Annotated in this window: 14 protein-coding genes; 11 read left to right on the top strand and 3 right to left on the bottom strand. The window is 59.6% G+C overall.

All coding sequences use genetic code 11. From position 1 onward, the window contains the following. The first annotated feature begins 9 nt into the window (after window positions 1–9). The 5 genes from K8I84_RS11535 (at window position 10) to K8I84_RS11555 (ending at window position 3702) form a co-directional block, all read left to right on the top strand. The gene (locus K8I84_RS11535) at window positions 10–468 is read left to right on the top strand and encodes a chemotaxis protein CheW (protein WP_223794908.1); all 459 of its coding nucleotides are present in this window, start codon (window positions 10–12) and stop codon (window positions 466–468) included. Window positions 469–537: 69 nt separating this feature from the next. Next, window positions 538–1029, top strand: coding sequence for a Fur family transcriptional regulator (locus tag K8I84_RS11540; RefSeq protein WP_223794909.1), 492 nt, complete (start codon window positions 538–540; stop codon window positions 1027–1029). Beyond that, window positions 1022–1807 carry a zinc ABC transporter ATP-binding protein ZnuC gene (gene znuC, locus K8I84_RS11545; RefSeq protein ID WP_223794910.1) on the top strand — a complete coding sequence of 262 codons (786 nt, stop codon included), beginning with the start codon at window positions 1022–1024 and terminating at the stop codon, window positions 1805–1807. Before K8I84_RS11540 ends, znuC begins: the two co-directional genes overlap by 8 nt. Then, window positions 1794–2606, top strand: a complete 813-nt coding sequence (locus K8I84_RS11550; RefSeq protein ID WP_223794911.1) for an iron chelate uptake ABC transporter family permease subunit — start codon at window positions 1794–1796, stop codon at window positions 2604–2606. The genes znuC and K8I84_RS11550 overlap by 14 nt, the downstream gene beginning before the upstream one ends. Before the next feature lie 85 nt (window positions 2607–2691). Then, complete coding sequence (locus K8I84_RS11555) at window positions 2692–3702, top strand: PAS domain-containing protein (protein WP_223794912.1); 1011 nt, start codon at window positions 2692–2694, stop codon at window positions 3700–3702. On the opposite strand, the gene K8I84_RS11560 is transcribed toward K8I84_RS11555, so the two are convergent. Further along, window positions 3699–3947 (bottom strand): CDGSH iron-sulfur domain-containing protein, encoded by a 249-nt coding sequence (locus K8I84_RS11560; protein WP_223794913.1) that lies wholly within the window; start codon window positions 3945–3947, stop codon window positions 3699–3701. The two genes, K8I84_RS11555 and K8I84_RS11560, sit on opposite strands and share 4 nt — an antisense overlap. A 145-nt stretch (window positions 3948–4092) precedes the next feature. On the opposite strand from K8I84_RS11560, the gene K8I84_RS11565 reads away from it, so the two are divergent. Next, window positions 4093–5097: an ArsJ-associated glyceraldehyde-3-phosphate dehydrogenase gene (locus tag K8I84_RS11565; RefSeq protein ID WP_223794914.1), complete on the top strand. Its 1005-nt coding sequence runs from the start codon at window positions 4093–4095 to the stop codon at window positions 5095–5097. A 1-nt stretch (window position 5098) separates the two neighbouring features. Continuing rightward, window positions 5099–6286 carry an organoarsenical effux MFS transporter ArsJ gene (gene arsJ, locus K8I84_RS11570; RefSeq protein ID WP_223794915.1) on the top strand — a complete coding sequence of 396 codons (1188 nt, stop codon included), beginning with the start codon at window positions 5099–5101 and terminating at the stop codon, window positions 6284–6286. 4 nt (window positions 6287–6290) lie between these two features. Here the strand turns inward: arsJ and K8I84_RS11575 are convergent, their stop codons facing one another. Next, complete coding sequence (locus K8I84_RS11575; protein WP_223794916.1) at window positions 6291–7373, bottom strand: patatin-like phospholipase family protein; 1083 nt, start codon at window positions 7371–7373, stop codon at window positions 6291–6293. Between the two features lie 190 nt (window positions 7374–7563). On the opposite strand from K8I84_RS11575, the gene K8I84_RS11580 reads away from it, so the two are divergent. Further along, window positions 7564–8631: a GGDEF domain-containing protein gene (locus tag K8I84_RS11580; protein ID WP_223794917.1), complete on the top strand. Its 1068-nt coding sequence runs from the start codon at window positions 7564–7566 to the stop codon at window positions 8629–8631. A 7-nt stretch (window positions 8632–8638) separates the two neighbouring features. Here the strand turns inward: K8I84_RS11580 and K8I84_RS11585 are convergent, their stop codons facing one another. Then, window positions 8639–9565: an alpha/beta fold hydrolase gene (locus K8I84_RS11585; protein WP_223794918.1), complete on the bottom strand. Its 927-nt coding sequence runs from the start codon at window positions 9563–9565 to the stop codon at window positions 8639–8641. A gap of 192 nt (window positions 9566–9757) precedes the next feature. On the opposite strand from K8I84_RS11585, the gene folE reads away from it, so the two are divergent. The 3 genes from folE to K8I84_RS11600 all read left to right on the top strand — a co-directional run bounded on the left by folE (window position 9758) and on the right by K8I84_RS11600 (window position 12278). Beyond that, window positions 9758–10327: a GTP cyclohydrolase I FolE gene (gene folE / locus K8I84_RS11590; RefSeq protein ID WP_223794919.1), complete on the top strand. Its 570-nt coding sequence runs from the start codon at window positions 9758–9760 to the stop codon at window positions 10325–10327. Window positions 10328–10609: 282 nt separating this feature from the next. Further along, on the top strand, window positions 10610–11815 hold the full coding sequence (locus K8I84_RS11595; RefSeq protein WP_223794920.1) for an HD-GYP domain-containing protein: 1206 nt from the start codon (window positions 10610–10612) through the stop codon (window positions 11813–11815). 154 nt (window positions 11816–11969) lie between these two features. Next, window positions 11970–12278: a hypothetical protein gene (locus K8I84_RS11600; protein WP_223794921.1), complete on the top strand. Its 309-nt coding sequence runs from the start codon at window positions 11970–11972 to the stop codon at window positions 12276–12278. Window positions 12279–12280 lie beyond the last annotated feature (2 nt).

Genomic DNA, 12280 nt, shown 5'->3' on the forward strand with positions numbered 1-12280 from the left:
AATTAAGCAATGAAAGACAACAGTCAGACCCTCGCCTGCGTTCTGATCCCCATGAACGAGCGGCAACTGTTGCTCCCCAACGTCAGCATTGCCGAGGTAGTGGATTTCGCCAGCACCGAAGCCGGTGCCAACACCCCGGACTGGCTCGCCGGCTACCTGGACTGGCGTGGCCTCAAGCTGCCGGTGATCTCCTACGATGCGGCCAACGGCGGCACCTTCCTGGTACCCGGCGACAACCGGGGCCGTATCGTGGTGCTCAACACCATCGGCGAGCAGCATGAACGTGCACCCTTCCTGGCGTTGCTGACCCAGGGTATTCCCAGTCAGACACGCCTGGCGGAAGACCAGGTTATCCAGACCGACGGCGAGACCGGCCCGGCCGACCTGATGAAAGTCGAGGTCGACGGCGATACCGCCTGGATTCCCAACCTGGAATACCTCGAGTCACTGGTGCTGGCAGCTCAGTAATTCCCCCTTCGGCCATGGTGGCCATTCTGCAAAATGTTATAATGTTTCAAATTTTGCAGGACACCCACCATGGTTACCCAATCCCTGCCCTACCACCCCCATGATCATGACGCCTGTGTCAGCCAGGCACTGGCCGATGCCCGCACCATCTGCCGGGAACGCGGCACCCGCCTGACACCCACCCGGGAGCGGGTGCTGGAGCTTGTCTGGCAGTCCCATAAGCCACTAGGGGCCTACGATGTGCTGGCCCAGCTTTCCGATGAAGGGCAGAGCGCGGCACCGCCGACGGTTTACCGTGCGCTGGATTTTCTCCTGCAGAACGGACTGGTTCATCGGATTGCCTCGCTCAACGCCTTTATTGGCTGCACGCACCCCGGCGAACACCACACCGGGATGTTCCTCATCTGCTGTAACTGCGGGAACGTTCTGGAAGTCTCGGATCCATCGGTGTCAGCGGCGATTCACTCGGCCGCCAGGTCCGAATCCTTTGAACTCAATGACCTGACCCTGGAAATGTCCGGAGTCTGTCCCCGATGCCAGGCGAACGCTGATCATGACTGACCCGCTTGTAACCCTCGATGGCCTGACCGTGGCCTTCGATGACCGTCCGGTGGTTGATCAGGTCAATCTGAGTGTTCACCGGGGCGACATCATTACCATCATCGGCCCCAATGGCGCCGGGAAAACCACCCTGATCAAGTCGGTACTGGGCATTCAGAAGCCCAGTGCCGGGGAAGTCCGGCTGGTGCCTGGCATGGTGATTGGCTACGTACCCCAGCACCTTGTTCTGGAGTCCACCCTGCCCCTGAGTGTCAAACGGTTTATGATGCTGACCGGCCACTCAGTGTCGGAGTGTCGGGCCGCACTGGACAAAACCGGCGTGGGTCACTTGCTCAACGCCTCCGTGCATCACCTGTCCGGCGGTGAACGGCAGAGGCTGCTGCTGGCCCGGGCACTGGTTCGGCGCCCGGACCTACTGGTGCTGGACGAACCCGCTCAGGGGGTGGATATCAACGGTCAGGCCTCCCTGTACCAGCTGATCCGCCAGCTACGGGATGAGCTGAATTGCGGGGTGATCATGATCTCCCACGACCTGCATCTGGTGATGGCGGCTACCGACCGTGTCATCTGCCTGAACCAGCACATCTGCTGCAGCGGCCACCCGGCGGATATTTCCCAGGACCCGGCCTTTATCGAAACCTTCGGCCACGACGTCGCACGATCACTGGCGGTTTATCACCACGATCACAACCACGCCCACAACCTGCACGGCGATGTGGTGGAAGGCGACGATGGCCATCTGGCCCACAAGGAGTGCTCCGGCCATGCCCATCCTTGATGCCATTCTGGACGATTTTTTCTGGCGTGCCCTGCTGGGCGGCCTGGGTATTGCGCTGGTCGCCGGGCCATTGGGCTGCTTTGTGGTGTGGAGACGGATGGCCTACTTCGGCGATACCCTGGCACACTCCGCCCTGCTCGGCATTTCGCTCAGTTTCCTGGTCAGCCTGCCGCTGCATGTTGGCGTCATCATCACCTGTGTGGTGCTGGCGACGGCGCTGGTGCTGCTGTCCCGCACCCGGGCGCTCGCCACGGACACGCTACTGGGTATCCTAGCCCACAGTGCCCTTGCCATAGGCCTGGTCACCCTAAGCTTCATGCCGGATGTGCGCGTTGATCTTACCGGGCTGCTGTTTGGCGATTTGCTTGCCATGAGCCGGGGCGACCTGGCGTGGATCTATGGTGGCGCTGTGGTGATCCTCACCCTGCTTGCACTGCTCTGGCGCGGGCTCCTGATGAGCACCATCCACGAGGAACTGGCTCGAGTGGAAGGTCTGCCCGTCGAGCGCCTGCGCCTGGCATTGATGCTGATGTTTTCCCTGGTCATTGCCGTTGCCATGAAGATCGTCGGTGTACTGCTGATCACCGCCATGCTGATTATCCCTGCAGCCACCGCTCGCCGGCTGGCCAGGAATCCGGAGCATATGGTGGGCCTGGCCATGGTCTTTGGTGCCATCGCAGTAACCGGTGGCCTGATCCTGTCCTGGTATCTCGACACACCCGCCGGTCCGTCCTCGGTAGTCACCGCCTTCCTGACCTTCCTGCTGGTGTATGGCAGCACGGCACAAACCCGGGCCTGAATCTGGCCCAGGATTCCCCACGCTGGACTACAGTTAGGAGGTACGGCAACACGTTGGCATTGCCCGCATACGTCAGGAATCTCCCATGGAACGCACCAATGGCTCACCTCCGCCCCCCGGGAAGACCTCGCCCGGGCTCTGGGTGCCGCTGGCGATTCTTCTGACTGGCCTGGCAACCACCACGCTGACGGCCCATCTGGAGGCGGAGCGCGCCCGCAGCCAGGCCGAATCTCGATATCAGGCCCAGCACCAGATGCTGGTGAATCTGGTTCGTGCCCAGCAATGGGAAAAGACCAATAGCAACAATGGCGAAGCCGGCCAGAACAACGACTGGCTTCGGCCCGTGATTTATCAGGCACTGCCGGAGAATATGGGCGTGCGGGTGGATACCCTTGCCCGGCACACCAAGCAGCCACTGCTGCATATCCGGGCCGGGACCCCCGTCGATGCCAGCCGAACACTGCGCAGCGAGATCCGTTCCGGCGATAACAACTGGATGCTTACCACTCTGCCCGCCGAACCCTTTCTCGAAGGCGATGCGACCCAGGCCGCCACCCGTATCTGGGCCAATGGCCTGCTGATCACCTTGGTCGGCGTCGTGTTGTCGTTGTGGCTGTGTCGCCGCCTCAAGCTGGCGACAAGCCTCGGTTACAAGCAGCGTGAGCAAACCCGTCATTCGGACCAGCAAATCAACAACCTGCAAACCGAAAAAAACATCCTCCGGCAGGCACTGAACGACAGCGAGCTGCGCAGCCGGGATCTGGTTGCCTTATCCGGAGGGATGATCTGTGAACTCGATGAGCAGGGAACCATTGGCTTCGCGTCCCCGCAAACCGCGGAACTGATCGGCGAGGCTCCGTCCGACCTGCTCGGGACGCCCTTTGAGCAACTGGTGGAAACAACGGGCCAGGAGAATTTCAGGCTCGCCCTGGCGTCGGCGCGCAGCGATCATGCGGTAGAGCGTGTGGATGTGTCATTGCGACACAAAGGCACGGAAACGTCCATCCCGGTGACGCTGCGGATTCTGGCCCTGCAGGACCCGCTGCACGGCCTCGCCGGCTTCCGGATCAGCGCCTCGCCTAGCCAGGGACATTAATCCAGGGTCTTGTGGGTGCCATCGCACAGGGGCGGATTGCCGGTCTGCTTGCAGCCGCAGAACCATACCCACTCTTCTTTTTCTGCCGTGTATTTGACCGGCGTGAACCCGGTGCCTTTATGGGACCCGTCGCAGAAAGGCTGTTTCTCGCTTCGCCCGCAGGCACACCACATGTAGTTCTTACCCGGCTCCACGAGCACAGAACAGGGGGTTTTGCGCGCTATGTGCGGCTTTTCGTCAGCCATGATCAGATCCCTCCATGCATTGGTATCACCCTGGCTCAGTATAGATGGGCCACTCCCCTTGTCAGGTTTCTGTCACAGGCTTATGGTTTAATGCTCCCGCGCGCCGCGACAGGTGACTTCAGCAGACAATCTGGATAACGGAACCATGAACCGAATCAAAGTAGGCATCAACGGATTTGGCCGCATCGGGCGGCTGACCATGAAAGCGGCCTGGGACTGGCCCGAGATCGACTTTGTCGCCATCAACGATCCGGGCGCCGATGCCGCCACCCTGGCACACCTGATGAATTTTGACAGTGTCCACGGGACCTGGGATCGGGAAGCCACCTCCGATGGCACCCACCTGCTGATCGACAACCGGAAAATCCGGGTGACCCACAATCGGTCGATCGGCGAAACCGACTGGTCCGGTTGCGATGTGGTGATCGAAGCCAGTGGCGTCATGCGCAAGATGGACCTGCTCCAGGGCTATCTGGGTCAAGGGGTCAATCGTGTGGTGGTGACGGCCCCGGTGAAAGAAGCGGGCGCCAAAAACCTCGTGATGGGCATCAACGACAACCTGTTCGACCCCACCACCGACCGCATCGTCACGGCCGCGTCCTGCACCACCAACTGCCTGGCTCCGGTGGTCAAGGTGATTCACGAAAAGCTGGGTATCAAGCATGGCTCGATGACCACCATTCACAGCCTCACCAACACCCAGACCATCATTGACGCTCCCCACAAGGATCTTCGCCGGGCCCGCTCCTGCGGCAGCTCGCTGATCCCGACCACCACCGGTTCGGCCACCGCCATCATCGAAATTTTCCCGGAGCTGAAAGGCCGGCTGGATGGCCATGCCGTCCGAGTACCGTTGACCAATGCCTCGCTCACGGACTGTGTGTTCGAGGTAGAAACGCCCACGGATGTAGCCACCGTGAACAGTCTGCTCCGTGACGCCGCCGAAGGTGAGCTGGAGGGCATCCTGGGCTACGAGGAGCGGCCACTGGTGTCGATCGACTACCGCACCGATCCCCGCTCGGCAATTATCGATGCCCTCTCCACCCTGGTGGTGAACGATACCCAGGTGAAACTGTACGCCTGGTACGACAACGAATGGGGCTACGCCAACCGGACCGCCGAACTGCTGCGCAAGGTGGGCCTGGCCTGACGTGACACCCGCTACTCGCCAGTACCTGATCATCACCGGTAATTACTGGGCCTTCACCCTGACCGATGGCGCCCTGCGAATGCTGGTGGTACTGCATTTCCACCAGCTCGGGTATTCTCCGCTGGAGCTGGCCCTGCTGTTCGTGTTCTACGAGTTCTTTGGCGTGCTGACCAATCTTGCCGGAGGGTATCTGGGCGCCCGAATTGGGCTCAACCGGACCATGAATCTGGGTTTGCTGCTGCAGATTGTGGCTCTGGGCATGCTGGCCGTGCCCGCCAGCTTGCTGACCATCCCCTGGGTGATGGCCGCTCAGGGTCTGTCCGGTATCGCCAAGGATCTGAACAAGATGTCGGCCAAGAGCGGTATCAAACTACTGGTCGATGATGCTCAACAGGGCAAGCTGTACAAATGGGTCGCGTTACTGACAGGCTCCAAGAACACGCTCAAAGGGGTGGGCTTTTTCCTCGGCGGCGCGCTGCTGATGACCATCGGGTTTGCTGGTGCGGTGGCCAGCATGGCAGCGGCGTTGCTACTGATCTGGCTGAGCAGTCTGTTCCTGCTCGGCAAGGACCTGGGCCGAAGCAAGGCCAAGCCGAAATTCAAAGACCTGTTTTCCAAGAGCCCGGCCATCAATCTGCTATCAGCCGCCCGACTGTTCCTGTTTGGCGCGCGGGACGTATGGTTCGTCATAGCCCTGCCGGTCTACCTGAAAACCGTTCTGGGCTGGGATTTCTGGCAGGTGGGGACGTTCATGGCCTGCTGGATCATTGGCTATGGGTTTATTCAAACCATCGCCCCCCGGTTTACCGGTATGGGCTCACAGGCTGCCGTTCGTTGGGCGGCCATGCTCAGTGTGGTCCCCGCAGGCATTGCCCTCGCCCTGTGGCTGGGCATCAACTCAGAACTGGCGCTGGTTGGCGGGCTGCTGCTGTTTGGCGCGGTATTCGCCGTCAACTCCTCACTGCACAGCTATCTGATCGTGAGTTTTGCCCGTGCTGATGGGGTGTCACTGGATGTGGGTTTCTACTACATGTCCAACGCTGCCGGACGGCTGCTGGGCACGGTGCTTTCAGGCTGGATTTACCAGGTTTACGGACTGGAAGCCTGTCTGTGGGTATCCACCGGCATGGTAGTGCTGGCCACCGTCTTTGCCGCCGGGCTGTCCGCTCGACAGCCCGAAACGGCCTGACGCCCTACAATGGGCGAATCACCTCGGCGAGCTTGCCGGATTCGGTCAGTTCCAGGAATTCATCCCCCAGCCTTTCGCTTTCGGCCACCGCCTTGCGCCAGGCCTTCTCCCGGCCAGCATCATCACCAGCGTACTTCTCGAAATCCTTCCGATCAGGCAGTTTCCGATCCGGGAGTGATTCCAGGTACTCGCGAGAAGGCGCCACCAGCACGACATCCTGCAGGCGCGTGGCATCGCCACGGCGCCAGGGCAGGCTCTTGTCGAACCAGCCTGGCACCACTTTGTCGGTAAAGTGAGGGTAGAGAATCACGCCGGGTTGTTCGTAGGGCAAATCCAGGTGGTAATCCAGCAGGCCGCCATCCCGATAAACCCCTTCAGGGGCACCGGGCAGGTTCCTGACGCCGGACATCACCATGGGAATCGAGGCCGAGGCCAGCAGCGCCGGCAACAGGTTTTCCCGGGTCAGCGCCACCTGGTGGCTGGGGAAATCCACCAGTTTGGCCACGGGCAAAGGCAGGCGGGCGTCGTGGATGATACCCCGCTCCATGAACCGGCCCAGGTGTCGCCGGCTGACCATGTTCGCACTGATCACCTGCATCAGACCGAGAGCCAGACGCCCCCGGCTGTCGTGTTCCAGCATCCCGCGACTTCTGACCACCACCACATTCAGCCGATACCAGAGGTGATTGAGGATCTGGTCCTGGTGGCCATCCAGCAACTCATCCAGGAACTGCACACTCTTGCGGGTCACCTCGGCCGCGCTGACACCTTTGGCAAAGCGTTGGGATGTGTACAACTCCGCCAGCTTATCGAGCTGGGCCTTGGGATCGTCGGTCGAAGCCACCGCAGCAAACCGCCAGCTGCCAATAGACGAACCAATCAGTGCACGCTCCTGGGGAACCCTAGGCAGCCAGTCACCAAAAACAGCCTTGTCCAGCCCATTGATGCCCAGCGCCTTGGGGCCACCGGCGGCACCGGGAACAACATGAACATCGGCCGGTGTCAGCGGGGTGTCTTTCAGTCGCTGCAAGGCCCGGCGGCCGGCCCGGATGGTCAGCGACGGCATCCTGGTATGAATGGCGGTCATAAAGCTCTCCCTAAGTGAATCCCGGAGTGTAACCAAGCGCGAAGGTGGCGGCCAACTGAATACAACGCCCTACCTGTCCATTAACGAATCGAAACGGACCGGCTTAACGTAACCCATGCTAGACTTTGGAGATCCAACAAGATCTGTCCCGGAAGCGGACAGACGCTGTATCTTGCGGCCGGAGAATGCTGTGGACCTTGCCAATAACCCTTACTCGCCATCCTCAGGGCCGACACTTGCAGTTCTCAAATTCAAGCAGAGACTGGTTTTTCATCTGTATTCCTGGACCCTGATCGCTGCGGCACCGCTGTTGATAATCCGATGGCAGCAAGACCACCTGCTGCTGACTGCGCTGCTCCTGCTTTTCTGTCTAAACGCCTTGCTGGTCATGGGTTTTCTGCATTTCCGCGGCACCTATTTTCTGAAAGGCCGCCTGTTCCCTCTGCTGGCCATAATGTGCTCGGTCTATTCCACAGCCGTCAACGGCCATATCGGCCTGTACTGGGCCTATCCGATTGCAGTCGTGTTTTTTTTCCTGTTGCCACTGAGAGAAGCCATCGCCAGCAATATTCTTTTCCTTATCCTGTTGGCCGTGGTGTCGTACCTCACTTTTCCGGAAGCCGACGTCTGGCGAATCACTTTTTCCCTGGCGCTGACCTGCCTGTTCGCCCTGGTGTCTGCCTGGCTGGTGGGCAAGATTCAGCAGGAGCTGGTCCGCCTGGCGACCACCGACCCACTCACCGGGTGCCTGAATCGATCACAGCTTTCCGATCTTCTGAACAACCAGATCCAGATGCGGGAACGCTACGAACGGGTATCCAGCGCGGTACTGATCGATCTGGATTTTTTCAAAGCCGTGAATGACCAATGGGGTCACCTGGCAGGGGACAGGATTCTGCAGGAGCTGGTGACTCGAATCCGTGGCCGGCTTCGGGAAACCGACCAGCTGTTTCGAATCGGCGGCGAGGAATTCATGGTCCTTTTGCCGGAAACCCGACAGAAAGACGCCGAAAATCTCGCAAACCAGTTGCTTCTGACCATACGGTCAAAACCGTTCTTCAACGAAATACGGGTAACGGCCAGCGTGAGTGTGGCGGAAGTCTGCCGGGGCGAGACCTGGTCCGCATGGCTGAATCGCGCTGACCAGGCGCTTTACGAAGCGAAAGCACGGGGCCGTAATCGCGTTGAGATCGCACCCAACAGTCCTTCGGATCAGGCACCGGATCCTTCAGGCCAGCCTGCCCCGGCCACCAGTTAGGGTTGATTCAACCCTCCCGGGCAATGTCTTTTCTGAAATCCCGGTAGTTGGTGAATACCTCCCAGGGGCACTCGACATGGGGGTAGTGCCCGACGTTTCGTAAACCGACCACATCCGGATTCTTCACCAGTTCCCGATAACGCCTTGCCATCGCCGCCCCGGACACCGGATCGGCAGTGCCCGAGATCAGTCTCATGGGCTGGGAAGTTTTCTGCAGTGCCCCCACCCAGCGGTTGCGGTGGCAGCGACGTTCCTCCATAAACTGGATCAGGTGGTGCAGAATGCCCCGGCCGTTGTTGTAAGTGATCAGGTACCAGAAATCGTCCAGATCGATCCGACCGGGCGGATTCTGGCTGCCAAACAAGCGGAGGAAATTGCGTTCGAAGGTACGGCGGGTCAGTCCCCGGCTGAAGAGCCCACCGAGAGGGCTCTTCAGGAGTTTCTGTATCAGCAGGGGCGAATGCACCTCGGGGAAAAGGGCACCATTAAGGAAACACACGCTATCAATGCCAAAGGGCAGCACGCCTTCCTGCTCCCGGGCCATCAGCTCCTGCGCCACGCTACAGCCGTAATCATGGGCAAACAGGTGCACCGATCTCAGTCCAAGTCCGTCGATCCAGCCCTGGAAAAGATCGGCCTGATCCTCGATGCTGTAGGTGTATTCAACGGGTTTGTCGGAAAACCCAAAACCAAGCATGTCCAGCGTCAGAACGTTGAACTGCTGACTGAGCATGGGCCATATCCGGCTCCAATCCCAACTGGAGGTCGGAAAACCGTGCAGCAGGACCAAAGCATCGCCCTGTCCCGCCATGCGACTGAAAATGGCGTGGCCATCGTAACTGAACCACTTGCCTCCCTGCTGCCACCACTCCAAGGTGCCCGATTCCCGCACCGTCTGAGCAGCGCCAGGGTCATCGGTGAATACCTGTTCCATGCGTTATCCCCGGCGAGGTTCCAAAGTTCAGACTGTATAGCATTCCACCGCCACCTTCTATAGCCCTTCTGCTGGCTGTCAAAGACGCCTAAGCCAGGGGAATTTTCATAGGTAACAACCGTTGCAGGCGTGGAGATACAGATCAAATTGGCTTAAGCTTGCCCCCCGAACGACACAGCATCGGAACAGATTATGAGCACCCCTCTAGACGACCTTGCCGGACACTTCAAAGCCATTATTGATGGATTGGGTGAAGACACCGACCGCGAGGGTCTGCAAAACACGCCCATGCGTGCGGCCAAGGCCATGCAGTTTCTCACTCAGGGTTACAACCAGAGCCTTGACGAGTTGGTGAACAACGCAGTTTTCGAGTCCGCCATGGATGAGATGGTGGTGGTGCAAGACATCGAGCTGTATAGCATGTGCGAACACCACATGCTGCCGTTTATCGGCAAGTGCCACATCGCCTACCTGCCTCAGGGCCGGGTTCTGGGGCTGTCCAAGTTCGCCCGTATTGTCGATATGTATGCCCGCCGGCTGCAGATCCAGGAAAACCTGACCCGCCAGATTGCCGAGGCCATCGAAAATGTGACCAACGCAAAGGGCGTCGCCGTGGTGATCGAAGCCCAGCACATGTGCATGATGATGCGGGGCGTGGAAAAACAGAACTCGAAGATGAAAACCTCCGTAATGCTGGGACAGTTCCGCAAATCCCAGGCAACACGCAACGAGTTCCTGCAGCTGGTTGCGCAACGGGGCTGAGACCCCGGTGACCACCGTCAGCGGGCCTGATGGTGGTCACTTACCCGAGACTTTTTCGTCGCCAAAATGTGACACGTGTCACACTTATTCCTACTGACAATGACACCCGGTAGGTCTCTGCCATACTTTGGATAAACATCTAATAAGACTGGTAGAGCCATGTGGTTCCGACGTAAATCCAGCAATGCTGCCACACCCGCAGCCCACACCAAGCCATCACAAGTCCGGAAAACTGGTTCGCAACAGAGCCAGGAACCGACATCCTCTCTTCGCCGCGTCCGCATGCCCGTCGATCTGCTTGAGCGCGGAATGATCATCATCAAGCTGGACCGTCCGTGGAACGAGGTACCTGTACTGTTCCAGGGGTTTGTACTGTCGGACGATTCCCAGGCGGACATTCTCCGGCAATACTGTGACTGGGTGCTTGTCGAGGACGAAGAAGAACGGCTGAACCCCATCCTGGACCGCGTGGTCCTGCGCAAGGAAATGGCCACCCGGCCACTGCCCGAAACGCGCTCTCTGGCCGAGGAAATGCCCCGGGCCCGGGCAGCCTGGATCCAGGGCCAGCAGTTCATCGACAAGGTGACCCGGGACCTCGAGTCGGGTGACGATCTGGACTTCGACGAAGCCCGGCCCATCATCAAGCATTGCGTCGAGAGTATTCAGGCCAACGCCAGTGCCATGTTCTGGATGAGCCGGATTAAAAGTCGGGATGCCTACACCGCCGAACACTGCCTGCGGGTTGCCATTTTCTCCATCGCCTTTGCCCGCTTCCTTGGCATGCCGGACAAAGATCTGGAAACCGTCGGGATGTGCGGCCTGTTGCACGATCTGGGCAAGCTCAAGGTGCCCCAAAGCATTCTGAATAAGCCCGGGACCCTGACCCAGGAAGAAATGCAGATCATGCAGGAGCACACCATCCTGGGCTATGAGCTGTTGAAAGCCGACAGCAAGCTAGACCCGATCATCAGCGACGTCAGCAGCCATCACCATGAACGCATGGATGGCCAGGGCTACCCCCATCAGCTGGCGGACTGGCAGATCAGTCGTTACTCCCGCCTGGTGGCCATCGTGGACTCGTTCGATGCCATCACCAGTGACCGCTGCTACAAGGATGGTCTGTCTGCCTCCGAAGCCATCTCCATCCTGTACAAAAACCGCGGGCAGCAGTTCGACGCCGGCATGGTGGAAGGGTTCATTCGCATGATCGGCGTGTATCCGCCCGGCAGCCTGGTGGAGCTGAACTCCGGCGAAGTCGCGCTGGTGGTGGCCACCCATCCTGGCCGAAAGCTCAAGCCCCGGGTGGAAATCCTCCTGGATGCCAACAAGAACCCCATGACCCCACGGGTTGTGGATCTGGGGGCGCAGACCGCTGAAGCGGGCATGGAGCGGGAAATTGCCCATCCCCTCGCTGACGGCGCCTTCGGTATTTCCCTTAGGGGACGAATCCAGCAGCTGACGGCAAAATCCTTCTCAGACGCCTTTTAGCCCTACCACCAACCAGACACAGCGTACCGGCTGGCCGCCATGACCACCGATGCCCAGATTGCCGGAGCCACGGCCGATTCCGGATTGTAATCCGTCATGGGTGCCCCCACTATTGGGGCACCCACATCAGGAATCGTGAGCTGGAATCGAACCTATGACCCCGAAATACCTGACTCCGGAACAGGACTACCTTATCCGGCGCTGGGAGCGCTGGAACCGGAATTATTTCATTGTTGCCTTCGTTGCTCTTGTCATCCTGCTGGTGTTCAGCAGCCAGCTCGGACTGTCCAGCGGCGACAGCTGGGGCCCCCTTGGCGTGCTGATTTCGCTCATCATAACCCCCATCATCATTCTACAGCTCCGGCTGGCCTGCCCGGCGTGTGGCCAGAAAATCGGCTGGCAGGCCAAACTGATGGCCCCCGACCAGTGCAAAAACTGCGGTACCTTCCTGCACTCCCGGTAATC

Origin of the sequence: Marinobacter sp. F4216 (genome assembly GCF_019931195.1) — a bacterium.
In the GTDB taxonomy this organism is placed as follows: Bacteria; Pseudomonadota; Gammaproteobacteria; order Pseudomonadales; family Oleiphilaceae; genus Marinobacter; species Marinobacter suaedae.